The sequence below is a fragment of the Metabacillus halosaccharovorans genome, from assembly GCF_002019635.1.
Classification (GTDB): domain Bacteria; phylum Bacillota; class Bacilli; order Bacillales; family Bacillaceae; genus Metabacillus; species Metabacillus halosaccharovorans.
Window position 1 is genome coordinate 136,195 of sequence record NZ_KV917373.1, and the last position, 24,017, is coordinate 160,211.

The window sequence follows — 24,017 nt, forward strand, 5'->3', positions numbered from 1 at the left end:
ATAAATAAGAAAATATAGGGTAATACTTTAACAACTAAGATACCAAAAAGGAGTAGTAAAATGAAAAAAATCAACTTAATTATTTTGACAAGTTTGTTAGCCATTTTATTAGCTGCATGTACTAGTAATACTGAGGAAACATCAGAAAATAATGAGGATAAGAATACAAATACAGGAAAACATTCGGAAATGGATCATTCTGAGATGAACCATTCAAGTTCTGGTGAGGTTCCGGAAGGTTTAAAGGAAGCAGAAAATCCTACATATAAAGTGGGGAGCCAAGCTATCCTTGAAACAGATCATATGCAAGGTATGAAGGGAGCAGAAGCAACAATTGCTGGAGCTTATGATACAAAAGTTTATGCTGTTTCTTATACACCAACAACCGGCGGAGATATAGTTGAAAATCATAAGTGGGTCATTCATGAGGAAATCGAAGGTGCAGGGGATACACCATTTAAGACAGGTGAAGAAGTTGTTTTAAATGCTGATCATATGGAAGGTATGAATGGTGCAGAAGCTGTAATTGACTCTGTTGAAGAGACGACTGTGTATATGGTTGATTACACACCTACAACGGGTGGAGAAGAAGTGAAAAACCATAAATGGGTAACTGAAAGTGAATTATCACCAATAGGAGAGTAAATATGAAGGAAAAGAGAACTTGGGATAAACCGAGTTCTCTTTTCTATATCGTTTATTTTATTTGTCGGAAACCCATTTATAGCCTATTCCCCAAACTGTTTTTAAATATTGTTCTACAGGGAAGTTTGCTTTACGCAGCTTTTCTCTCATATTACGTATATGTGAGTCAATGGTTCGATCTTCTGTCTCAGCCTTTAGGCCCCATAAAGTTGAAAGTAAATGTTCTCTTGAAAATACTTTGTCTTGGTTTTCTAAGAACAACCCGAGTAAGCCATATTCCTTAGGTGTCAGTACAAGCTCTTTCTCTTGATATGTGACCTGATATGTGGACTGATTTATTAATAATCCTTCAAAATAAATTATGTTTTCAGAGTGAGAAGTTCTGCTTGTTCTTCTCATAATGGCTTCTAAACGAGCGATTAACTCTTCTTCATGAAATGGTTTGACCAGGTAATCATCAGCACCTTTTTTTAAGCCTTTTACAACATCTTCCTTTTCACTTCTTGCTGTTAACATGATTATTGGTACATCAGATATTTTCCTTATTTTTTCACAGGTTTCCCATCCATCCAACTCTGGCATCATAATATCCAGGATTACAAGGTCAACGCTTTTATGATACAGAATTTCTAAGCCTTCATTACCAGATCTCTTTTTAATACAGGTATATCCATAAGGCTCTATATATAAAGATAATAAATCGAGCATTCTTTGCTCATCATCTATCAGCAAAACGGTTTTCATCATCCAGCCCCTTTAAAGTAATTTTAAAGCATGTTCCCTTAGTTAATTGACTTTCTACCGAAATAGTTCCTCCATGGGCATCAATTATTTCTTTCACTATTGATAATCCTAACCCATAACCTCCTGTTAACCTTGAGCGTGATTTATCTACTCGATATAGGCGGTCAAAGATATATGGCAAATCTTCAGCAGGTATTCCTTGACCTTGGTCTCTGACATTAATATCTATGATATTCTCTTTCTTTGTAATTTCAATTGCAGTCAATGTATTGGTATCAGAGTATTTTAGTGCGTTATCCAACAAATTTAAGAAGACTTGTTCTAATCGAATAGGATCAATATGTGCAAAAGTTTCACTTTGACAAATAAACTCAAGTTTTACTCCTTTGCTTTCAAAAGCCGGTTTCATTTTTTGAAAAATAGATTGCATGAATAAGCAAATGCTAACTTTCCCTTTTGAAATAGAAAAAGTATTTTGATCCATTTTGGCTAAATCAAATAGTTCTGTTAGAAGATTACTCACATGGTTTGATTCTTCATAAATAATATGTATGTAATAAAGTCGATCTTTTTCTGATATGTTGTTTCTTTTTGCGATATCTGCATAACCCTTAATATAGGTAAGAGGGGTACGCAGTTCATGAGAAATACTTCCTAAAAATTCATTTCTTTCTTTTTTTAAATAGTTTAAGTCGTTAGCTAATATCTGAATAGAAGTTGATAACTCTCCAATTTCATCATTTGAAGTTTTAGGCAGGGAAACTGAAAAATCCCCTTTGCTTATTTTTCTTGTTGCTTCCTTCATTAAAATTAAAGGTTTAGTTAGAGCTTTTGATAAGAAGAATATGGTAAACAGCATGAGAAAGATAATGAGAACTGAAGCCAGGATAAAATGTTCATTTAATCTTGAAATAACATGTTGTATCTGGTCGGTACTTTTGAACATATAGACAAAGCCGATCTCTCCATTAGGAGCCTGGAATGAAGAAACCGTCGAAATATATCGTTCATCTTGCCAGTCAGATTGAATGATAAGGCCATTTTTAGATTCTTCATGTTTTGTATTTAGGATTTTGTCCATTTCTTTGTCTACTGTTTTAGATGAAGTAATGACTTTTCCAACGTCATTTGTTATAACTACCTCAGTATCTGTTTGTGACTCCATTATTTTAATGTGATGTAATGTTGCCTCATCATAAGAAATTTCAATAACATCACGATGGCTGTTTCCCCGTAATTTTAAGGCGTTTAACTCTTCATTAACAAGAGAATGGACAACATTACGATGTAAGAAGAACATAGAAGATGCTTCAATGATAAAAATGCAGATAAAAAACCATAGACCGAGTTTAATAGAAATTTTCATAGGATACACCTTCTTAGTTTTTATATGAATATTGTAAAGGTAAATTGTTGAGAAAATATGCAGAAATAAAAGAGCAAAGCTAATTTAGCTTTGCTCTTTGACTATAAACCTTTGATTGTTCAATTTCTAGTACTGCTTATGAAACCATTTGGCGACATGCTTCTGCACATTTAAAGCAAGAATCGGCACAGTTTTTGCAATGATCATGCTCATGTTTCTGACACTCTTGACCACATGCCTCACAAATATCGGCACATAGCTTACAAATTTGTTCAGCAAAAGGACTATTCGATTGCATTGCTTTTGCTGCAAAACCGCAAATATCAGCACATTCCCTGTCCAGACGAATACAGTTTGACATCATAGCTACATCATCTTCTTTAAGGCAGGCATGATAACAGGTATTACAAGCCTCCATACACTCTAAGCATGCCTGAATACAGTCTTTATATTGTTGATTTAACATATGACAATACCTCCTTATTTTTTCACATTATGTATAGTACCCGTCCAAATTTTTAAAGAAACGTATTTCTATCAACTCCTTAGAATCTGCACAATTTAGGCAATCAAAAATCAGAAAAACGAATGGTCCTTGCACAACAGCTTTTCCATGAAGCATATGATAAGTTGACATTTTATGTTTGAGGAGGACAATCATGTACACATATAATTCCACCTATCAATTTGCTCCATTTCATAATGGGTATCATCGGAATACAAATGATACAAAGCTCTTAAAGGATATTCAGAAAGCAATCAATGCAGAATACAGTGCCATTTCTTGTTATGAAAAATTAGCTGAATTGGCACCTAACCAGGAGGTAAGAAAGCAGATTTTAGAGATACAAAAAGATGAGAGACGACATCTTGAAGAGTTCAGTAGAATTTACACAAATGTCACAGGTAAACAGCCAACCTATAAAATCAGTGAAGAATGTCCAGGAAAGTTTACAGAAGGAATTGAATTTGCATTTAAAGATGAGCAGGAAGCTGTTGATTTTTATTTAGATATTGCTGATCAAGCTCAAGATCCTTTTATTAAAGAAAGGTTCAGACGAGCTGCAGCTGATGAGCAAAATCATGCTGTTTGGTTTTTATTTTTTTTACAAAAAATAAATAAGAAATTAGATCGACAAGGTGAAAATTACGGTGCAAAAGGGGCTTTGAGTGCATCAACACTGACCTTACCCAGTATGCTAACCTATGCTCTTCAAGATGAATATTTAGCACAGGCACGGTATAAAAATATATTAGAAACATTCGGAAATATCCGCACATTTGCCCGAATAAAAGAAGCGGAATTGAGGCATATAAGTGCACTATTACCACTTTTTGAACGTTATAAAGTGTCTATTCCAAAAGATAATTCAAGCTCGTACGTAACAACACCTCCAAACATAAAGTCAGCCTATTCTGCTGGTGTTCAAGGTGAAATTGAAAATATTGCTATGTATGAGAAATTCATATCACAAGATATTCCTAATGATGTGAAAGCAGTCTTTACACAGCTACGCAATGCTTCTTTAAATCATCTAGAAGCATTTAAAAGAGGGCAAGCAAGAAATTAGGGGTTTCATATCTCAGGGAAGGATAATGTGGAGTGTATTCCTATTAATAAAAGTATTCAAAGTTAAAGTATCATTTTATATATGAAGGAGAAGGGTACAAGTTGTACTCTTCTTTTTGAACCTGCAGGTTGAAATCATGTTGTATTTAACCACTTCAAAAGCAAGATGGAAAAAATAAATATGAGGTGTTGACAATATACCCCTAGTGGTATATTATGAATCTTGTAAGTTGTTCCTTGCTATAAACAAAGGAGGAGCTTTTAAGCATGGTGATCGTCAGTTTATTTGCGCTAACAATTATCAGCTATTTCTTATTTTTAAGAAGTTTTCCCGTTTTTGGATTAGTTGATATTGAAAAGAAAAAAATAGAGTCAAACAATTTTTATGTAATAGATTTAAGGGATTATAACGAATCATATAAAGATCCTTTGAATATAGGAATGAATATTCCAATAGCTTACCTTAAAAGATACTACAATGAAATTCCCAATCTTGAATTAATTGTTGTAGCCTCTTATTGTATGGAAAGAAATATTGGAGTTCGAATTCTTCGGAAGAAGGGATTTAAGGTAGTGGGATACAAGATGACATCCCGCAAAGAAATAGGAAAGGAAAAACATTTAAGATTAGGAATCTTTTGTTAAAGGAGGTCTTGTAGATGGAGTATACTGATCAAATGAAAAATAGAGTAAAGCGTATTGAGGGACAACTTAGAGGTATTTTAAGATTGATGGAAGAAGGAAAAGATTGTAAAGAAGTTATCACACAGTTATCTGCAGCAAGAACGGCAATTGATCGAACAATTGGTGTTGTTGTTAGTTCGAATTTAGTAGAATGTGTTCGACATGCAGAAGAAACTGGAGAACACAACACAGAAGAATTAGTGAATGAAGCTGTAAATTTACTTGTTAAAAGTCGATAATGAATGGGTTGACATCAACTTTTATTTACATTATTATATACCCATAGGGGTAATAGTATAAATTAAAAACTAGGAGGATTTATAAATGAATATAAATAAAGTATTAGATGCAAAAGGTTTAGCATGTCCAATGCCTATCGTGAAAACGAAAAAGGCTATGAATGAACTAGAATCAGGTCAAATCTTAGAAATTCATGTAACAGATAAAGGTGCAAAAAATGATTTAACAGCTTGGGCTAAATCTGGTGGTCATGAGTTTTTAAAGCATGAGGAAGAAGATCAAGTGTTAAAGTTTTGGATTAAAAAGGGATAAAAAAATTTTTTGACGAATTATATACCCTTAGGGGTAAGAGGAGGAATTACTTTGACAGAAAAGAAAAAAACAACGATTGTATTATTCAGTGGGGATTATGACAAAGCGATGGCAGCTTATATTATTGCGAACGGTGCAGCTGCTTATGATCATGAAGTAACTATCTTTCACACATTTTGGGGATTAAATGCTTTACGTAAAGATGAAAATATTCAAGTGAAGAAAGGTTTTATGGAAAAGATGTTTGGCAAAATGATGCCTAGAGGGGCAGAAAAAATGGGATTGTCTAAAATGAACTTTGCCGGATTTGGTCCTAAAATGATCAAAGACGTAATGAAGAAGCACAATGCCATGCCTCTTTCAAATTTAATAGAAATGGCACAAGAACAAGAAGTCAAATTAGTAGCATGTACGATGACGATGGACTTACTTGGTCTTCAACAAGAAGAACTATTAGACAACATTGACTATGCAGGTGTTGCAGCATACCTCGCGGATGCAGAAGAAGGAAATGTGAACTTATTTATCTAACACGAATAGGGGAATACTCCCCTAAGTATGCAGGGAGGAAACCAATGGAATACTTGAACTATATCGTCATTGCTTTTTTCATATTTTTTATCCTGAACAGGATCATTCCTACTAAAGGAGTTAGACAGATCTTGACATCAGAATTGAAAAATGAATTGAAAGATAAAAATAAGCAGTTTGTGGATGTGAGAACACCTGGTGAATATAATGGTCATCGCATTAAAGAATTTAAAAATATTCCGCTTCATGAACTGAGTCAAAAAGCTAAAAAAGAATTATCAAAAGACAAAGAAGTAATTGTCATTTGTCAAAGTGGGATGAGAAGCCAAAAGGCTAGTAAGATACTTAAAAAGTTAGGTTTTACACATGTTACAAATGTAAAGGGCGGTATGAGCGCCTGGAGATAAAAGGAGGATTTTCAAATGAAACAATTTACTGCAAAAGAAGTCGAAAACATGCTAACTCAAGGTCAAAATGTAAACATCATTGATGTGAGAGAAGTAGAAGAGGTGGAAGCTGGGAAAATACCTGGTGCCATTCATATTCCATTAGGATTATTGGAGTTTCGTATCAATGAGTTAGATAAATCGAAAGAGTATATAATGGTATGCCGCTCTGGCGGAAGAAGTGGTCGTGCTTGTCAATTTCTTGATAGTTATGGGTTTAATGTGATCAATATGACTGGTGGAATGCTTGACTGGGAAGGCGAAACAAAGTAATTTTTTTAAATACGAATATACCCCATTGGGTAATTAGGAGGAACTTAATAGATGAACTCAATTAAAACAGATTTATTAGTAGATGCAAAAGGGTTAGCATGTCCAATGCCGATTGTTAGAACAAAGAAAGCGATGAATGAAATCGAAGCAGGACAGGTCTTAGAAGTTCAAGCAACAGATAAAGGGTCAAAGGCGGATCTCCAAGCATGGGCGAAAAGCTCTGGACATCAATATCTTGGTACGCTTGAAGAAGGGGACGTTCTAAAGCACTATCTGCGTAAATCTTCAGATGAAGAAATGGTTGAAACAAAACATCCACATGTAACAACTAACGAAGAACTTGAGAAAAAACTAGATGCAGGAGAAAACATTGTTGTAATAGATGTAAGAGAATCTGCAGAATATGCATTTAATCATATTCCAAACGCAATTTCGATTCCTTTAGGGGAATTGGATAAACATATTAGTGAATTGGATAAAGAACATGACATTTATGTCGTATGTCGAACTGGTAGCCGTAGTGATCTCGCATCACAGAAACTGGCTGAAAAAGGTTTTACAAAAGTAAATAATGTTGTACCAGGTATGAGTGCTTGGTCAGGTCTAACGTCTACATTGAATAAATAAGTAAAAATTTTTTTAAAATAAAATATACCTTAGGGGGTAATTTAGAATGTCTGTAAAAGCAATGACTTCAAAAGAAGTAACAAGAAAGGTCTTTGATAAAGAAACATTATTTATTCTTGATGTTCGTAATGAAGCTGATTTTCAGGATTGGAAGATAGAAGGAGAAAACTTTGGTTATTTAAACATCCCATATTTTGAATTACTTGATGGTGTTGAAGAAATTTCAGGTAGTATTCCTACTGATAGAGAAGTTCTAGTTGTGTGTGCGAAAGAAGGCTCTTCTATCATGGTAGCAGAAATGCTTTCAGAACAAGGTGTGGATGTTTCCTATTTACAAGGTGGTATGAAGGCTTGGAGTGAACACTTAGAGCCTGTGAAAATCGGTGATCTAAGAGATGGTGGGGAAATTTATCAGTTTGTTCGTATCGGAAAAGGCTGTTTATCATACATGGTTGTTTCAAATGGAGAAGCGGCAATTATTGATTCAACTCGTATGACTGCTACCTATCTGGATTTTGCAAAAGAGATTGGTGCAACCATTACTCATGTATTTGATACTCATCTTCACGCTGATCATATTTCAGGAGGTCGCATCATTGCTGAAACTACTGGTGCAACATACTGGCTGCCGCCAAAAGATGCAACAGAGGTAACATTCGAATATAGCCCACTAGAAGGCGGCAATACAGTGACAATCGGAAATACAGCCATTGATATTCATGCTTTATATTCTCCAGGTCACACAATTGGTTCAACATCATTTGTTGTTGATTCATCTTACCTTTTATCAGGAGATATTCTCTTTATCGATTCAATTGGAAGACCGGATTTAGCAGGGATGGCTGAAGATTGGGTTGCAGATTTAAGAGAGAGTTTATATACACGCTATAGAGAATTATCAGAGGAACTAATTGTTTTACCTGCTCACTTTATGATCATTGAAGAGTTAAATGAAGATGGAAGTGTAGCTAAAAAGTTGGGAACGTTATTTGCAGAAAATCATGGCTTAAATATCGAAGACGAAAATGAATTTAGAAAGCTTGTAACAGAAAATTTACCACCACAACCGAATGCATATCAAGAAATTCGTCAAACAAATATGGGGAAAATCACTCCGAATGAAGAAGAGCAGCGTGAAATGGAAATTGGACCAAACCGTTGTGCGGTGCGTTAATTTATAAAAAGCTGAAATATAAAGGGAACCGAGTTTAGATTCCCTTTTCTAAATCGGAGGTAGGAAACATGGAATTAGGGTTTATTATGACAATTTTTCTAATAGGCTTTATAGGTTCATATATTTCAGGAATGTTAGGTATTGGCGGTTCTATTATCAAATATCCTATGCTATTATATATCCCGCCACTATTTGGCTTAGCAGCCTTTAGTGCTCACGAAGTTTCGGGAATTAGCGCGGTACAAGTATTTTTTGCGACTATCGGTGGTGTTTGGGCATATCGAAAAGGTGGTTATTTAAATAAAACCTTAATAGGCTACATGGGAGTCAGCATACTCATAGGAAGCTTTATTGGAGGATATGGTTCAAAGTTAATGTCTGAAGGAGGCATTAATTTAATCTATGGAATTTTAGCTTTAATTGCTGCTGTGATGATGTTTATTCCTAAAAAAGGAATCGACGACATTCCACTCGATCAAGTGAAATTTAATAAATGGCTTGCAGCTATATTAGCTTTAATCGTTGGTGTAGGGGCAGGAATCGTTGGTGCTGCAGGAGCGTTTTTACTAGTCCCAATTATGCTAGTTGTACTTAAAATTCCGACTCGTATGACGATCGCTTCATCTCTCGCTATTACGTTTATTTCTTCCATTGGTGCAACTGTAGGGAAGATAACGACCGGGCAAGTTGATTACGGTCCGGCAGCTATAATGGTTATTGCGAGTTTAATTGCATCACCGCTAGGAGCGATGGCGGGTAAGAAGGTAAATACAAAAGTGTTACAAGTTATTTTGGCCTTATTAATTTTTGCGACGGCTATTAAAATATGGTTGGAGATCATTTAGAAGTGATAGAATAAATAAAATCTAGAAATTAAAAAACTCCACACCCTCAGTTTATGAGGAACAGTGGAGTTTTTTTATGTCTTATTTCTTTTCCCTTTTTTAATTAATTTGAACGTTTGAAGTGTATCATTATTATTAATCGGTATCAGTTTACTTTTTGACACACCAATTTGCTGGGAGGTATAGATACCTGTGTGGCCAGAGAATAAATAGCTAATAATACAAACTAGAAATAAATACAAGCTGGCTTCTGATCCGAAAAGTTCAATTCCCATGATAAAGCATGCGATTGGTGTATTTGTTGCTCCGCAGAAAACTCCGATAAAACCTAAAGCGGCCAGGAACGGAATGGATACTTGCAAGATGTCACCTAATGAACTACCAAGTGTTGAGCCGATAGCAAATAATGGTGTAACCTCACCACCTTGATAACCAGCTCCTAAAGTTAGTGATGTAAAAAGCAGTTTTGTGATAAAGGTAAGAGGGGAGACCTCTCCTTCAAACGCATCATCAATAAGTGGGATCCCTAAGCCTAGATATTTCCTCGTGCCCACAATATACACAAGCCCGATAATGACAAGTCCCCCAACAAAGCTTTTTAACATCGGATTGGGAAATAGCTTTGTATACTGTTTCTTCAACCAGTGAGTGAGTTCAGAAAAAAGTGTGCTTGTTAGACCAAATAAAATAGCAGCAAAAAGAATTTTAAGCAATAAAATAGCAGACAATGATGGGATTGTGCCAATTTCATAATGATGATGTCCAACTCCCCAAACAGTGGTCGTGACAATATCACCTACAAATGCAGCAATAAAAGCCGGGAAAATTGCTTCATGTCTAATTAAACCTAGTGCCAGCACTTCTAAGCCAAATACAGTACCGGCTAAAGGTGTACCAAAAACAGAACCAAATCCGCTGCTAATCCCACATATAATGATTATTTTCCGATCAACCTCATCTAATTTAAATAGTTTTCCTATCAGTTCAGAGAAAGCTCCACCCATTTGCACTGCCGTACCCTCACGCCCGGCAGAACCTCCAAACAGGTGAGTGACGATGGTACCGAATAACACTAAAGGAGCCATTCGAAACGGAATGCTTTCCTTTGCGCCATGTGCCTGCTCAATTAGGAGGTTATTACCTTTCGCAGAATTCAACCCATATTTCCAATACAAAAAGCTGACAAGCATTCCACCAAACGGAAGGAGAAAAAGAAACCAGGAATAAGTCTCACGGGTTTTAGCAGCCCACTCCAAACTCACCAAGAAAAAGGCAGAAGCGGAACCTGCAAGCAAACCGACCAATCCTGCTAAAACCGCCCATTTTATAAGAAAGAAAAATAAATACAAATATATGTTTTGAGTCTTGGACATACAAGTCTCCTTTCATTGTTTGGACAGGGTGGAACAGGGGGACAGGTTCCTCGTCCCAAAGGGACTGAGAACCTGTCCTTCCGTCCCTATTGTCTTGATGGCAGAAGCATAACAGCGACACCTATAAGACAAATACCTGCACCGATCCAATCGTATTTATCTGGTGTTTGTTTATCAACTCCCCATCCCCATAGCACAGATAGGATAATAAATACGCCACCATAAGCAGCGTACACTCTTCCGAAAGAAGGGAAGGATTGAAACGTGGCAATTACACCGTATAAGGCTAATGCTATTGCTCCACTCAAACCGAAATAGAAGGGCTTTCCTTCTCGTAACCATAACCATATAAGATACCCGCCACCGATTTCAGCTAAGCCCGCAAGTATAAATATTAAAATAGTCATAAACACTATCACTCCAAATGACTTTCTTCTATTAATGTACCACAAGAATGGAACGGGGGGACAGGTCCACTGTCCCGTTTGGGACGAGGGACCTGTCCCCCCGTTCCTTGACAACAGAGAAATACCTTGATACAATAAATCTCGAATTAATAATAAATGAATTAAAAATATAAGATTTAATACTATAAGGTCTGGGTATAATTTAGTATGACCCGACTTTTATAGGTAAACAACAAGAGAGAACAGGTGGGGTGAGTATGGGTTTTTTATCAAAGCTATTTAAAAATGATTCCAAAAAGGAGATGGAAAGTATGTCAAATGTGAAACTAGCCGTTATTTATTACAGTTCTTCAGGTACGAACTATCAATTAGCTCAGTGGGCAGAAGAAGGAGCAAAAGAAGCTGGTGCTGAAGTTAAAGTGTTAAAAGTACCGGAAACAGCGCCACAATCAGCCATTGAATCTAATCCAGCTTGGAAAAAGCATCATGAAGAAACAAAGAATGTTCCTGAGGTAACATTGGAGGATCTTGAGTGGGCAGATGCAATTATCTTTAGTGTTCCAACTCGTTTTGGTAACATGCCATCACAAATGAAAGCATTCCTGGATACAACCGGCGGTTTATGGTTTAACGGAAAGCTTGTAAATAAAGCAGTAAGTGCGATGGCTTCTGCACAAAATCCGCACGGTGGACAAGAAGCAACTATTTTATCTTTATACACAACGATGTATCATTGGGGTGCAATTGTAGCAGCTCCTGGCTATACAGACCCTGTAACATTTGCTGCAGGTGGAAATCCTTACGGAACAAGTGTAACCGTTGATCAGGATGGCAACATGGTTGAGGATGTTCAAGCTGCTGTTAAGCATCAGGCGAAACGCACAGTTTCAGTAGCGGAAATGGTGAAAAAAAGCCATAATTAAGTAAAAGGGAATTAAAGTGAAAGGGACTATCCCGCATACAGGATATATTGATATTACTTCCTGACGTTCGGGGTAGTCCTTTTTTGAAAGGAAGGAAATATCATGTCGTTTCATAAATATCCAACTACTTTTGTATCTAAGCTTAGCTTAAAAGTGTTAGATCTGGATCGATCTTTGGCATTTTACCAGGAAATAATAGGATTCCAAATTCTTGAGCAATCAGAGAAAAGGGCCATTTTAACAGCAGACGGAAAAACAGCACTATTAGAAATTGAACAACCGGATGATGTGATTCCAAAACAACCGCGAACAACAGGTTTATATCACTTCGCATTATTACTTCCATCGCGCTCTGATTTAGGAAGTGTATTAAAACATTTACTGAAAGTTAAGTATCCATTACAAGGAGGATCTGATCATCTTGTTAGTGAAGCACTTTATTTAGCAGATCCTGATGGAAATGGTATTGAAATATATGTTGACCGCTCTCCATCACAGTGGAACTGGAATAATGGTGAAGTAGAAATGTCAACAGACCCGATTGATGTAGAGGGGTTATTGGCGAGTGGCGGGGAAGAATGGAGTATGCTTCCTGAAGGTACAGTGATGGGGCATATACATCTACATGTGTCAGAGCTTGAAAAAACTAAGGAATTCTACTGCGAAGGACTCGGGTTTGAAGTGGTTTGCAACTATGGTAATCAAGCATTATTTATTTCAACAGGAAAATATCATCATCATATCGGATTAAATGTTTGGAATGGCATCGGTGCACCACAGCCTTCTGGGAACAGTGTTGGTCTAATGGATTATACAATCGTGTATCCAAGTGAGAATGAAAGGGACCATGTCACTCAAAAATTACAGCAATTAGGCTTTGATGTAACAAGAAATGATAAGGTGTTAATCACAGCAGATCCTTCTGGGAATAAAATCCGTCTCACCATTAATTGACCGTATTAAAAAGTCTCCTCTTAACACAAAATAAAATAGGACATAAAGGAGGAAGACGCATTTGACACAAACGAAATTGAAATCAGATGTAATAGCTTTGCTTCAGGATAAGATTCAACTTATTAGAATGCAAAAGGGTGCTATTTATTTAGTAGGGCCAATTCGCCTTCCTGTTAACTTGTTTGAAGAGACAACTGTTTTTCACTGGTATTGCTGGTTGAATTGTGATGAAGTCACAGAAAACTATTTGAAAATTATTGAAAAGTTATCTAGCATCAATTTAGCAGAGCTTCAGCAATCAAGTGTTTTAGTGTACGGGAACTTTGAAGGTGAAGAAGAAGCACTTATTAGAATGCATTCTATTTGTCATACAGGTGATATTTTTGGCAGTAAGCGATGTGATTGCGGATTTCAATTGAAGCAATCGATGAAAATGATTGTTGATCATGGTACAGGTGCTTTATTTTATCTGGCAAATCATGAAGGCAGAGGAATTGGTTTGTTTAGTAAAGCAATGGCTTATATCCTACAGGAGAATGGTTATGATACCGTAGAAGCAAACGAAAACCTTGGGTTTGTTGATGACTCAAGAAATTATGAGGATGCCATAAATGTACTAAAAGCATTGCGTTCAAAACCAGTTACTCTTATAACAAATAATCCAAAAAAGCTAGAGGCATTGAAAGAATCAGGACTATATGTTTCAGAGCGAAAACCGCTGTGGGGAGATCGATCTGAGTATAACGAAAAGTACTTGCAAACAAAGATAACAAGATCAGGCCATTTTGGTCAAGATACTACTTGTACAAATGATTAAAGAGGTAAAGGACAGTTTTTAAAATCTGTCCTTTTTTGTCGTTAGGAAACTATAAAATTCTTTGAACTGTGGATAAGTGCCCTACATCCAGCTCCGAAGCACAGGATGTGCAAGTGCAGTTTTTGCGACAGGACGTCGCGCTTTTAAACTGCCAGCGTCTAGCCCCTCTAGGGTCTAGCCACAAAGGAATTGAAGACAAAGTACGTCTTCTATTCCTTTGCGTCTTATTTGCCCGAGGCTGATCAAGGCGCTTGCGCTTTAGTTCCTGTGTTAAAATAAACTAGGTACCATATATTAAGGGGGATAAAACATGCGCAAAAGAAACATTCTGGTGTTCGCCTTGCTGGGTGGTATGTTATCAGGATGCTCCAGTACAGGTGGACATGATGCTTCTCATGATCAACATGAGGGACATGAAGTGGTGAATGATATACGAGAGGAAACAGCGGGTATAGAGGTATTGCCTACTTTCTTAAAAGAGAAAACAGAAGATATGCAAACAATCTATCAAGCTGCTGCAGGACATAAAGAGTTGTTGGAAAATATGCCTTGTTATTGTGGGTGCGGTGAAACAGCAAACCATACAAGCAATTATGATTGTTTTGTTAATGAAAATAAAGAAAACGGAGCTATTGTTTGGGACGACCATGGAACAAAGTGTGGTGTGTGTTTAGAAATCGCGGCACAATCGATTGTGGACTACCAGGAAGGCAAAACGATAAAAGAAATACGAACTAAAATCGATAACATGTATAAAGAGGGATATGCCGAACCTACCCCAACTCCGGAAATCTAAAACGTTACATGTATAAATATTCAAAACACTAACGATACGCCAAAACCCCTTTGAATAAAGGGATTTTGGCGTTTTCTTTGTGTTGAGGATAAATTAGTTTCATAGCCGCCGATAAATTGCCCGAATTCAACTTAGTTGTACACTGCTTATTAAGTAAAATCCATACAAAAAGATTGCTCTAGACCCACCCGTTTTCAGTTTGATATTATAGTCAAGGCAAATGAGAGTAGGAGGACATGTGGAGTGGAAGAGCAAAAATATAGTGATCTTAAATTAGGAGAACGCGGAGCAATAATTAGTATAGTCGCCTATATTTGTCTTTCTATCTTAAAATTGATTATTGGATATATGAGTAATTCAGCTGCGTTAAGAGCAGATGGTTTAAATAATACAACAGATATCATTGCGTCTATTGCAGTGCTAATAGGACTCAAGCTTTCACAAAGACCTCCTGATGAAAATCATCGATATGGCCACTGGAAAAGTGAAACAATCGCCTCAATGGTCGCATCCTTTATTATGGCAACTGTCGGACTTCAGGTTTTAATTGATGCATGTATAGGATTGGTTCAAGGAAGAGATGAATCTCCAGATGTAATGGCAGCATATGTAGGTATTTTTTCGGCATTCGTCATGTATTTTGTCTATTTATATAATAAAAAATTAGCCGAGAAAATTAATAGTAAGGCTGTTATGGCGGCTGCAAAGGATAATATTTCTGATGCATGGGTAAGTATAGGGACTGCCATAGGAATCTTTGGATCCCAGCTTAACATGCCGTGGATTGATACAGTAACAGCTATTATTGTAGGATTATTAATCTGTAAAACAGCATTTGATATCTTTATGCAGGCTTCACACGAATTATCAGATGGATTTGATGAAAAGAAATTACTGATTTATGACGAACAAATAAGAAAAGTTGATGGTGTCAAAGGCATAAAGCAGATCAAAGGAAGAAGTTACGGCAACAATGAAGTGGTTGATGTTGTGATCTTAGTAAATTCCAGGCTCGATATCACGGAGGCCCATGATATAGCTACTCAAGTGGAAAAAGTAATGAGAAATGATTACGGAGTTTATGATGTCCATGTTCATGTTGAGCCGAATTAAATGAAATAGAAAAGGAGCTAACAACAAATTTGTTGTTAGCTCCTTTCTATTATTTCTCCGCTAAAACATATTTCTCAATAGCATGTGCAACACCGTGTTCATTGTTTGTAAGTGTTACAACATCTGCCATTTTTTTAATCGTAGGGTCACCATTGCCCATTGCAACGGATAGTCCGGCTGCTTCAAGCATTGGGACATCATTAAAGTTATCTCCGATCGCCACAGTGTCTTCGATTGGAATATTAAAGTATTCTGCCATCACACGAATGCCGTTTCCTTTATGACCGTTCGTGTCCATGATTTCGATATTATATGGACCGGAAGTTGTGATGGATATGCCCTCAAGATCTTGTAGAGAAGCAATTAAATCATCTTTACCAGAGATCGTAGGAATAAAGAATTTTTGAACGGTAATGTCTTCGATGCTAAGTACTTCCTTAACATCTTCAAATATTTTAATACTGTCGGTTTCTTTTGGCTGCTCTGTCATTAGCTTGTACTCTTTTTCAGTGAGATGATTCAGCACATCTTTATTCTTCTCTAAGAAAGAAAGCATCCGTTCAGACCATGTAGAGGCAACAAAAATTCCTTTATTTGAATAAATTTTAAATGGGTATTGTTTTTTATTAAGAATGGCTGTAACACTCTCAACTAAATCCTTCCCGATGGAAATTTGGCTTAAAAGCTTACCATCGGCAATAACCATTGTTCCGTTACTGCCTGCAACCGGACATTGAAGAGGTGTCTTGCTGATAACAGTTTTAATATCCTCCGGAGCACGACCGGAACAAATCATCACGATGTGACCAGCATCTTGAGCTGCTTGAATAGCTTTGATATTTTCAGGAGAAATATCAATGTTGGAAGATAACAAAGTTCCGTCGAGGTCTATTGCAATAAGTTTTTTCATTATCATTACTCCTTTATAAAAGCGTATCTATGTAATTCAACCCTTTACTCAATTATCTATTATGACATATTTTTCACAAATCCATTAGAAAAACGTTTGAAAAACGACTAAAAATGACAAAAGCTTTTTCTTTTTGTAAAAAAAAGATATACTTGCACGTAGAAGGTCTTACATTTGGAGGTAATTAATATGGTTCGATTCGGTATTATCGGAACAAATTGGATAACAGAAAGCTTTATTCAAGCCGCTAGTAAGGTAGAAGAGTTTTCCCTTACAGCTGTTTATTCGAGAACAAGTGACAAAGCTTTAGAGTTTGCTGATAAATATGGTGCTGAACATACATATACTGACTTAAACGAATTTGTAAAAAGTCCCGAATTCGATGCTGTCTATATTGCAAGCCCGAATTCATTGCATGCATCACAAGCTGTTCTTTGTATGCAAAACGGAAAGCACGTAATCTGTGAAAAACCTATCGCTTCAAATGCAGATGAAGTTAGCAAAATGATTGCAGCTGCTAATGAAAATAATGTTGTTTTAATGGAGGCATTAAAAAACACACAATTACCTAATTTCCTTGCTATAAAAGAAAATTTACATAAGATCGGGAAGGTTAGACGATATTTTGCAAGCTACTGCCAATATTCTTCCCGCTATGATAAATACAAGGAAGGTACTGTGTTAAATGCTTTTAAACCAGAGTTCTCAAATGGATCATTAATGGATATTGGTATCTATTGTGTGTATCCTGCTGTAGCATTATTCGGAGAGCCAAATGAAGTAAAAGCATCAAGCTATATGCTTGAATCCGGTGTAGATGGCGAGGGAAGTTTGCTTCTTTCGTATGACGAAATGGATGCTGTTATCATGTATTCAAAAATAACGAATTCTTATGTTCCTTCTGAGATACAAGGAGAGAACGGCAGCATTATCATTGATAAAATTAATACTCCGGAAAGTGTGAAAATACAGTACAAAGACGGAACAGTTGAAGATATCACAAGAGAACAAGTGTCAGAGAGTATGTATTATGAAGCTAAGGAATTTATTTCATTAGTCTCAGAAAATATTCAACAATCTGAGTTAAACTCTCATCAAAATTCAATCATTACTGCTAGAATTTTAGAAACAGCTCGTAAACAAGTTGGGCTAATTTATCCGGCAGACCAAAAATAAAGAAAAGAGGACAGTTCCATATATGGAACTGTCCTCTAGTTTTAATAAGGATCTGCCTCGTGACCTTTTTTGACCGCATCTTCAGTTGCTTCATTTGCAGCTAATGTACCTTGGCCATATCGAGATTGACCTGATTCACGGCCGGGCACTTTATCAAGCTCTACATCTTTCATTTCTTTCATTTTGCTCATTTTCATTTCGATGCCTTCCTTCACACGACGACCATAATCTTCATCCGCTTGTGTAAAGTGTTCGATCATTGCATCCTGAATTTTTTTATCACAAATGGCTAGGGCATCTGATAAGTTTTTAATTAATTCATCACGTTCCCACTCTTCAAGGCTGCGGTAGGTATGACCAGCTTGACCGTAGTTGTTAGGGCGGTCAATTGGTGCAGTCATCGCCGCTGCATTATACGTTGGACGATGTGGTGCACGGCCTTCTGTGCTTGCTTCCTTAAATCCGCCGAGCATTGATGGCTCATAATTAATATGAGGATTAGGGCCTGATTCTTCAGGGTCACGTACATCCATTTGTCCTCGCTGTTGATTTGTGTGAACAGTTGTTTTTGGAGCATTCACAGGTAATTTCAGATAATTTGCTCCAACACGATAGCGTTGCGTATCAGAGTAAGAAAAGGTACGACCTTGTAACATCTTATCATCTGAAAAGTCCATTCCATCGACAAGGACACCTGTACCGAAAGCAGCTTGCTCAATCTCCGCATGAAAATCCTTTGGATTACGATCAAGTACCATGCGTCCGACGGGCAACCATGGGAACTTATCTTCAGGCCATAGCTTTGTATCATCAAGAGGATCAAAGTCGAGCTCGGGATGGTAATCATCCTCCATAATTTGAACAAAAAGCTCCCATTCCGGATAATCACCACGCTCAATGGCTTCATATAAATCCTGTGTTGCATGACCAACGTTTTTAGCTTGAATGGAATCAGCTTCTTCTTGAGTTAAATTTCGGATTCCCTGCTTTGGCTCCCAGTGATATTTGACCAGCACGGTTTTGCCATCTGCATTAACCCATTTATATGTATTGACACCAGAACCTTGCATATGACGGTATGTAGCAGGAATACCCCATGGAGAAAACAAGAATGTAATCATATGAGTTGCTTCAGGAGTCCTGGATACAAAATCAAACATCCGCTCAGGATTTGGAACGTTTGAAGCCGGATCAGCTTTGAACGCGTGAATCATATCAGGGAATTTCATCGCATCACGAATAAAGAAGATTTTTAAATTGTTCCCAACAAGATCCCAGTTTCCATCCTCCGTATACATTTTCACAGCAAAGCCACGTGGATCGCGTGCTGTTTCAGGTGAATCCTTTGCTCCTGCCACTGTAGAGAAACGGACCATTAATGGAGTTTTTTTACCTGCTCCGGAGAAAACTTTTGCACGTGTATACTTTTCAACCGGTTCATCTCCTGCTTTTCCATAGGTTTCAAAATACCCGAATGCTCCAGATCCGCGTGCATGTACGACACGCTCTGGTACTTCTTCCCGGTCAAAGTGGGAGATCTTTTCAATAAAATGATAATTTTCAAGTGTTGCTGGACCACGATCACCGATTGTTCGGATATTTTGATTATCAAAGACAGGGTGGCCTTGTCGAGTTGTTAACGTTTCACCAGATTCATTATTTTTTATTTTACCTTCATTTAATTCTCCAAATTCTTCATTATGGTCTTTTTTCAATGGTTTGCCTCCTAATAGAAAATAAATGAACATTTACATTTATTTGCTAAGGAGTCTAAAATTATACAAATTGTTAAGGTTGTAGTTAATTTCTTTGTATGAATTTCATTTCACTGCAGACAATAGAAGGTGAGAAAAACAGTTCAGAGAAAGAGGGTTTAACATATGGCGGAAAGAGATAGTCATAAAAATCAGCAGAAGAAAATGAAGAAAGCCAGTGATGCGATAAATACGGATAAAGACTTTGGAAATGACTTGGCTGAAAAAAAGCAAAATGAAAAAAGATCAAATTAATGATCTTTTTAAGAAAAAGACCCCAAGATTAAATCTGAGGTCTTTTTTGTTGGTATATAAATTAGACAATAAAGCTTTTAATAGCAGTGTGTAAATCTTTCAGATAATATGTATTAGGATTGATAGGAAGGCTGTTTAACACCTTCGCATGATGAGGAGAAACGCCAATAATATACGATTTTGCCCCCATCACTTTAAGTTCTAAAACTAAGTTACGGAGAGCTCGAATTCCTTCATTTGTAATGTCACCAATCCCATGAAAATCAATAAGAATCCGCTCGATTCGCTGTGTGCAAATGGTTTCTAGAATACGATTGTGATTTTTATTAACCAGCTCAATGTTTAACTCACCGATAAGTGGGACAAGAACCATCCCTTCAGCAAGGTCAATCATTGGAACAGATAATTCCAGGATTCTTTCAATAGACTGTTCAAGCTGTTCCTTTTTTTGTAATAATTCAAGATTGGTATCTGACAACCGTTTCCTATGTAGCTCAACAGCATCAATTAATTCTTGAATCCGTTCATCCTGTTCAATACACACAATATGTCCATGCTTGTTTTGCCAATTGATTTGTATTTGGTAAAGGCCATATGGAGAATTCTTCGTGTTCATAACAAGCTCTGTGGTAACAAAAGCAGCTGATGTAAGCTTTTGTCTGGCCTTATTTTTACTTTCACGATCAACTATATCTAAAAAACTGTCAGATTTATTGAATGTTTCAAGTGCAATATCAGAGGCATCAATAATGTGAAAGTCTTGATTAATCGTAAAATATGGAAGTGGAATATGCTTTATTGCTGACATGTTGAATACCTCCTTAAATAGAGTATTGCTTTATCCATTCTTGAAGATCAGACAATGATGTAAATAATGTTGTTCGACTAGAAACATAGGGAGAAAAATCATAGTTTCCTAAAAGACGGCCCCCGACAATAACAGCTGGTTTATGGGGGAGTTCTTCTAATGCTTTACTATAAGTAGTTAAAAGTTCCGCATGATACCAAATTGAAAATGAGAGTCCAATAACATCTGGTTCCCATTTTTCAGCAAAACGGACAGCTTCTTCTAAAGGTAAATTTGGTCCTAGTAATCTAGTATTCCATCCATGCTCTTCGAATAACTGGGCGACCATTTTGATACCAAGATCATGCTGCTCCTTTTCAAGGCATAACAACATGACTTTTCTTGGTTGGATCTGGTGGAAACGATGGATATTTTTCATATAAAAATCAAATCGAACGAGAATATATTCGCATGTAGATGTTGCAAGATGTTCATCTGCAACAGTAATTTCATCATTTTCCCATAATTCGCCAATATATTGCATTGCTTTTGTTATTAGGTTTTCAAGTACATCTTTTCGATTTATATCATGGCCGACTTCGTTCATCACGATGTTCCAGGCAGCATCTTGGTTCCCTTTCAGGAGTGAATCGGCAAATTCATGAACCGTGCATGTCATGTTCTCACCTCACTACAAAGGAATTTTTGTGCAAGCGAAGCTTTGCAAAAATAATCACTAATCCTTATTTTAACATATCTTTCTTTGTCCTGTTTTAAAACTAACACATTGGTAGGAAAGTACTGAAGTTATATATCAAACTATGTGGAAATGGACCAACAGATCAGAACGAAGTGCTAATTCACAAACAGCTAATTATTACAATTTTCAGAACTACTGCTGTATAATAAAAAAATAGAGACAAGCATATTATGTTATATAGATAAAAGACAAGCTATTTAGCTAAATTGGGGGAATCGTATGACAGAAATACCAATGGAAGTACAAAAACAAATAAAGAAACACCAAGGTTTATCTAAGACCAAAATATTGAAACGTGCACTCTTTATATTTATTGGTGCCGTATTAATGGGAGTTGGACTTGAGATCTTTCTAGTACCTAATCAAGTTATTGATGGTGGTATTGTTGGCATCTCAATTATTCTCTCTCACTTACTTGGAATGAAACTGGGATTATTTATCTTTATATTAAATATTCCGTTTTTCTTTATAGGTTATAAACAAATAGGAAAAACCTTTGCTCTTTCGACTTTATTTGGAATTGCAATATTATCCATTACAACAGCACTCTTACATCCTGTACCGGCATTTACAGAGGATGTTCTTCTTGCAACAGTATTTGGAGGGATTATATTAGGAGTTGGTGTTGGAATTGTCATTCGATATGGCGGGTCACTTGATGGTACAGAGATTTTAGCTATTCTGGCAAATAAAAAGCTTCCATTTTCTGTTGGTGAAATTATTATGTTTTTTAATATTTTTATTTTAGGAAGTGCAGGTTTTGTGTTTGGCTGGAATAGAGCTATGTACTCTTTAATCGCCTATTTCGTTGCATTCAAGACAATAGATGTTGTGATTGAGGGACTTGATGAATCGAAGTCGGCTTGGATCATAAGTGATCAATATCAGGAAATTGGAGATGCCATAATTGCCAGGTTAGGTCGCGGCGTCACATATCTTAATGGTGAAGGTGCCTATACGGGTGATGATAAAAAAGTTATATTCTGTGTGATTACACGTCTTGAAGAAGCGAAGTTAAAATCAATTGTTGAAGACTTAGATGAATCAGCCTTTTTAGCAGTAGCAAACATAGCAGAAGTAAGAGGCGGCAGGTTTAAGAAAAAAGATATTCACTAAAAACTTGTGGTAACTCCACAGGTTTTTTTAGTGCTGTCACATATATTTTTATTTGTCATTTCATACCTATTACTAATGGACAGGAAGTACAAGTTCTTAATAAAGGGTGTGAAGGGATGGAAAACGTCATTTTAGATGTATTGGATTGGTTAACAAATCTCGGGTATGCAGGAATAGCGATTGGATTAATGCTTGAGGTGATTCCGAGTGAAATTGTATTAGGATATGGCGGTTATATGATTGTGCTTGGGAAAATTGGGTTTTTGGGCGCACTGTTTGCGGGTGTTATTGGAGGAACCATCGCACAACTTATTTTGTACTGGATCGGAAGTTTAGGAGGAAGACCATTTCTTGAAAAGTACGGAAAATACTTGTTCATTAAAAAACATCATATCGAACTATCCGAATTATGGTTTGAAAAATACGGTTCCGGTGTTATTTTTGGTGCAAGATTTATACCGGTAGTAAGGCATGCGATTAGCATACCAGCAGGAATTTCAAAGATGTCACTTTGGAAATTCACTCTGTATACGATCGCAGCAATGATCCCATGGACAATCTTTTTCTTGTATTTAGGTATTGAACTAGGAAGCAATTGGATGTATATCAAGGAAGCGGCAAAACCTTATTTTATTCCAATAGTCTGTACGGCGCTCATGCTTGCCACGGTTTATTACTTAGTTAAGAAATTCAAACAACCAAGATCAAACTAAAAATTACATAAAGTGAGACTTCCATCAATTGGGGTTTTCTTCATCCCCATTGATGGTTAGCGAGACTTATCACGCTCAAAACGCCACATCATGTGGCTTCGCCTGACTTGGACGTCAATCGTTCGTCGGATCTTTACGGGCAGTTTCTCCCACTTACCCTTCTGTGTTTCTCTCAAATCTTTCGTTAAGAGTTTTTTACTGCCGTTAAGATGGGATAAAGACAACACTTAGTGGAAGAATGTTAATGAAACTATTGATAATAGGGTGGTGAAGGAAATGAAAGAAAAGGATCAAGAATTTTATGATCATGAAGTTTTTGCTCAGGCTGAAGTGGTACAACATCCTAAAGAAGTGAATCATTCAGCATTAGTACTGAACCAATCTTTTAATGTGTTTTCAAACCAGGATTTAACTCAAGATGAAGATTGAACAAATGGACAGTCATGTTGACTGTCCATTTTAGGTAATTAAAAAGTTAACGAAGACTGTTAACCCCTTACATATTTCAATTAATTTTTTTTAGTTTTTGTTTTATCATATGTGATTTATGAAGACCTCTTTCCTTAATCTCTGCTTCAAGCATTTTAATAAAGTCAGCGTTAACCTCTATTTTTTTTGCTTCATGAAAGCTTTGTAATAAGGTCTTGTCTGAAAGTGGTGAAAACCTCATTTTTATCATCCTCTGCCATTTCGTACTTGTTATATA

At 36.6% G+C, this 24,017-nt stretch carries 31 protein-coding genes; 21 read left to right on the plus strand and 10 right to left on the minus strand.

The features are described 5' to 3' along the window. Positions 1–60: 60 nt before the first annotated feature. Positions 61–645, plus strand: a complete 585-nt coding sequence (locus BK577_RS24995) for a YdhK family protein (RefSeq protein WP_078435507.1) — start codon at positions 61–63, stop codon at positions 643–645. A 57-nt stretch (positions 646–702) separates the two neighbouring features. Here the strand turns inward: BK577_RS24995 and BK577_RS25000 are convergent, their stop codons facing one another. The 3 genes from BK577_RS25000 to BK577_RS25010 all read right to left on the minus strand — a co-directional run bounded on the left by BK577_RS25000 (position 703) and on the right by BK577_RS25010 (position 3,221). Further along, entirely contained in the window at positions 703–1,389 is a 687-nt protein-coding gene (locus BK577_RS25000) for a response regulator transcription factor (RefSeq protein ID WP_078435508.1), read from the minus strand. Further along, the gene (locus tag BK577_RS25005; protein WP_078435509.1) at positions 1,364–2,755 is read right to left on the minus strand and encodes a HAMP domain-containing sensor histidine kinase; all 1,392 of its coding nucleotides are present in this window, start codon (positions 2,753–2,755) and stop codon (positions 1,364–1,366) included. Before BK577_RS25005 ends, BK577_RS25000 begins: the two co-directional genes overlap by 26 nt. 136 nt (positions 2,756–2,891) lie before the next feature. Further along, positions 2,892–3,221, minus strand: a complete 330-nt coding sequence (locus BK577_RS25010) for a four-helix bundle copper-binding protein (RefSeq protein ID WP_078435510.1) — start codon at positions 3,219–3,221, stop codon at positions 2,892–2,894. Positions 3,222–3,414: 193 nt separating this feature from the next. Between BK577_RS25010 and BK577_RS25015 the strand changes: the two genes are divergently transcribed. The 10 genes from BK577_RS25015 to BK577_RS25060 all read left to right on the plus strand — a co-directional run bounded on the left by BK577_RS25015 (position 3,415) and on the right by BK577_RS25060 (position 9,457). Then, the gene (locus BK577_RS25015) at positions 3,415–4,326 is read left to right on the plus strand and encodes a ferritin family protein (RefSeq protein WP_078435511.1); all 912 of its coding nucleotides are present in this window, start codon (positions 3,415–3,417) and stop codon (positions 4,324–4,326) included. A 266-nt stretch (positions 4,327–4,592) separates the two neighbouring features. Beyond that, entirely contained in the window at positions 4,593–4,970 is a 378-nt protein-coding gene (locus BK577_RS25020; RefSeq protein WP_078435512.1) for a rhodanese-like domain-containing protein, read from the plus strand. A gap of 14 nt (positions 4,971–4,984) precedes the next feature. Next, the gene (locus BK577_RS25025; RefSeq protein ID WP_078435513.1) at positions 4,985–5,248 is read left to right on the plus strand and encodes a metal-sensitive transcriptional regulator; all 264 of its coding nucleotides are present in this window, start codon (positions 4,985–4,987) and stop codon (positions 5,246–5,248) included. 85 nt (positions 5,249–5,333) lie between these two features. Continuing rightward, on the plus strand, positions 5,334–5,561 hold the full coding sequence (locus BK577_RS25030; protein WP_078435514.1) for a sulfurtransferase TusA family protein: 228 nt from the start codon (positions 5,334–5,336) through the stop codon (positions 5,559–5,561). 51 nt (positions 5,562–5,612) lie between these two features. Then, positions 5,613–6,092 carry a DsrE/DsrF/DrsH-like family protein gene (locus tag BK577_RS25035; RefSeq protein ID WP_078435516.1) on the plus strand — a complete coding sequence of 160 codons (480 nt, stop codon included), beginning with the start codon at positions 5,613–5,615 and terminating at the stop codon, positions 6,090–6,092. 44 nt (positions 6,093–6,136) lie between these two features. Beyond that, positions 6,137–6,499: a rhodanese-like domain-containing protein gene (locus tag BK577_RS25040; RefSeq protein WP_078435517.1), complete on the plus strand. Its 363-nt coding sequence runs from the start codon at positions 6,137–6,139 to the stop codon at positions 6,497–6,499. Positions 6,500–6,514: 15 nt separating this feature from the next. Then, complete coding sequence (locus BK577_RS25045) at positions 6,515–6,811, plus strand: rhodanese-like domain-containing protein (RefSeq protein ID WP_078435519.1); 297 nt, start codon at positions 6,515–6,517, stop codon at positions 6,809–6,811. A gap of 51 nt (positions 6,812–6,862) precedes the next feature. Beyond that, positions 6,863–7,438 carry a sulfurtransferase TusA family protein gene (locus tag BK577_RS25050; RefSeq protein ID WP_078435520.1) on the plus strand — a complete coding sequence of 192 codons (576 nt, stop codon included), beginning with the start codon at positions 6,863–6,865 and terminating at the stop codon, positions 7,436–7,438. 46 nt (positions 7,439–7,484) lie between these two features. After that, positions 7,485–8,612 (plus strand): MBL fold metallo-hydrolase, encoded by a 1,128-nt coding sequence (locus tag BK577_RS25055; RefSeq protein ID WP_078435521.1) that lies wholly within the window; start codon positions 7,485–7,487, stop codon positions 8,610–8,612. A gap of 68 nt (positions 8,613–8,680) precedes the next feature. Continuing rightward, positions 8,681–9,457: a sulfite exporter TauE/SafE family protein gene (locus BK577_RS25060; protein ID WP_078435522.1), complete on the plus strand. Its 777-nt coding sequence runs from the start codon at positions 8,681–8,683 to the stop codon at positions 9,455–9,457. A 74-nt stretch (positions 9,458–9,531) separates the two neighbouring features. On the opposite strand, the gene BK577_RS25065 is transcribed toward BK577_RS25060, so the two are convergent. Next, positions 9,532–10,830, minus strand: coding sequence for a voltage-gated chloride channel family protein (locus BK577_RS25065; protein WP_078435524.1), 1,299 nt, complete (start codon positions 10,828–10,830; stop codon positions 9,532–9,534). An 86-nt stretch (positions 10,831–10,916) separates the two neighbouring features. Continuing rightward, entirely contained in the window at positions 10,917–11,237 is a 321-nt protein-coding gene (locus BK577_RS25070) for a YnfA family protein (RefSeq protein ID WP_180321245.1), read from the minus strand. Between the two features lie 257 nt (positions 11,238–11,494). On the opposite strand from BK577_RS25070, the gene wrbA reads away from it, so the two are divergent. The 5 genes from wrbA to BK577_RS25095 all read left to right on the plus strand — a co-directional run bounded on the left by wrbA (position 11,495) and on the right by BK577_RS25095 (position 15,840). Continuing rightward, positions 11,495–12,160 carry an NAD(P)H:quinone oxidoreductase gene (gene wrbA / locus BK577_RS25075; protein WP_078435526.1) on the plus strand — a complete coding sequence of 222 codons (666 nt, stop codon included), beginning with the start codon at positions 11,495–11,497 and terminating at the stop codon, positions 12,158–12,160. A gap of 102 nt (positions 12,161–12,262) precedes the next feature. Continuing rightward, on the plus strand, positions 12,263–13,114 hold the full coding sequence (locus BK577_RS25080; RefSeq protein WP_078435527.1) for a VOC family protein: 852 nt from the start codon (positions 12,263–12,265) through the stop codon (positions 13,112–13,114). A gap of 127 nt (positions 13,115–13,241) precedes the next feature. Beyond that, positions 13,242–13,931: a GTP cyclohydrolase II gene (locus BK577_RS25085; protein WP_078435648.1), complete on the plus strand. Its 690-nt coding sequence runs from the start codon at positions 13,242–13,244 to the stop codon at positions 13,929–13,931. A 310-nt stretch (positions 13,932–14,241) separates the two neighbouring features. Further along, complete coding sequence (locus tag BK577_RS25090; RefSeq protein ID WP_078435528.1) at positions 14,242–14,727, plus strand: PCYCGC motif-containing (lipo)protein; 486 nt, start codon at positions 14,242–14,244, stop codon at positions 14,725–14,727. A 243-nt stretch (positions 14,728–14,970) separates the two neighbouring features. Next, positions 14,971–15,840, plus strand: a complete 870-nt coding sequence (locus BK577_RS25095; RefSeq protein ID WP_078435530.1) for a cation diffusion facilitator family transporter — start codon at positions 14,971–14,973, stop codon at positions 15,838–15,840. Positions 15,841–15,889: 49 nt separating this feature from the next. Here BK577_RS25095 and BK577_RS25100 read toward each other — a convergent pair whose 3' ends face one another. Next, positions 15,890–16,756, minus strand: coding sequence for a Cof-type HAD-IIB family hydrolase (locus BK577_RS25100; RefSeq protein WP_078435532.1), 867 nt, complete (start codon positions 16,754–16,756; stop codon positions 15,890–15,892). Between the two features lie 183 nt (positions 16,757–16,939). Between BK577_RS25100 and BK577_RS25105 the strand changes: the two genes are divergently transcribed. Further along, positions 16,940–17,926 (plus strand): Gfo/Idh/MocA family protein, encoded by a 987-nt coding sequence (locus tag BK577_RS25105; RefSeq protein ID WP_078435534.1) that lies wholly within the window; start codon positions 16,940–16,942, stop codon positions 17,924–17,926. Positions 17,927–17,967: 41 nt separating this feature from the next. Here BK577_RS25105 and BK577_RS25110 read toward each other — a convergent pair whose 3' ends face one another. Beyond that, on the minus strand, positions 17,968–19,674 hold the full coding sequence (locus BK577_RS25110) for a catalase (RefSeq protein ID WP_078435535.1): 1,707 nt from the start codon (positions 19,672–19,674) through the stop codon (positions 17,968–17,970). Between the two features lie 132 nt (positions 19,675–19,806). Between BK577_RS25110 and BK577_RS26705 the strand changes: the two genes are divergently transcribed. Further along, entirely contained in the window at positions 19,807–19,935 is a 129-nt protein-coding gene (locus BK577_RS26705) for a hypothetical protein (RefSeq protein ID WP_281252652.1), read from the plus strand. Positions 19,936–19,996: 61 nt separating this feature from the next. On the opposite strand, the gene BK577_RS25115 is transcribed toward BK577_RS26705, so the two are convergent. Together BK577_RS25115 and BK577_RS25120 are read right to left on the minus strand one after the other, a co-directional pair. Then, positions 19,997–20,743: an STAS domain-containing protein gene (locus BK577_RS25115; protein ID WP_078435536.1), complete on the minus strand. Its 747-nt coding sequence runs from the start codon at positions 20,741–20,743 to the stop codon at positions 19,997–19,999. A gap of 13 nt (positions 20,744–20,756) precedes the next feature. After that, complete coding sequence (locus BK577_RS25120) at positions 20,757–21,401, minus strand: cobalamin B12-binding domain-containing protein (protein ID WP_078435537.1); 645 nt, start codon at positions 21,399–21,401, stop codon at positions 20,757–20,759. 300 nt (positions 21,402–21,701) lie between these two features. Here BK577_RS25120 and BK577_RS25125 point away from each other — a divergent pair, with 300 nt between their 5' ends. The 3 genes from BK577_RS25125 to BK577_RS26240 all read left to right on the plus strand — a co-directional run bounded on the left by BK577_RS25125 (position 21,702) and on the right by BK577_RS26240 (position 23,740). Next, positions 21,702–22,598 (plus strand): YitT family protein, encoded by an 897-nt coding sequence (locus BK577_RS25125; RefSeq protein WP_180321246.1) that lies wholly within the window; start codon positions 21,702–21,704, stop codon positions 22,596–22,598. A gap of 116 nt (positions 22,599–22,714) precedes the next feature. Continuing rightward, positions 22,715–23,311, plus strand: a complete 597-nt coding sequence (gene uptA, locus BK577_RS25130) for an undecaprenyl phosphate transporter UptA (RefSeq protein WP_078435539.1) — start codon at positions 22,715–22,717, stop codon at positions 23,309–23,311. Between the two features lie 276 nt (positions 23,312–23,587). After that, positions 23,588–23,740, plus strand: a complete 153-nt coding sequence (locus tag BK577_RS26240; RefSeq protein WP_169908496.1) for a hypothetical protein — start codon at positions 23,588–23,590, stop codon at positions 23,738–23,740. 76 nt (positions 23,741–23,816) lie between these two features. Here BK577_RS26240 and sda read toward each other — a convergent pair whose 3' ends face one another. Then, on the minus strand, positions 23,817–23,981 hold the full coding sequence (gene sda, locus BK577_RS25135) for a sporulation histidine kinase inhibitor Sda (protein ID WP_169908498.1): 165 nt from the start codon (positions 23,979–23,981) through the stop codon (positions 23,817–23,819). Positions 23,982–24,017: the final 36 nt, after the last annotated feature.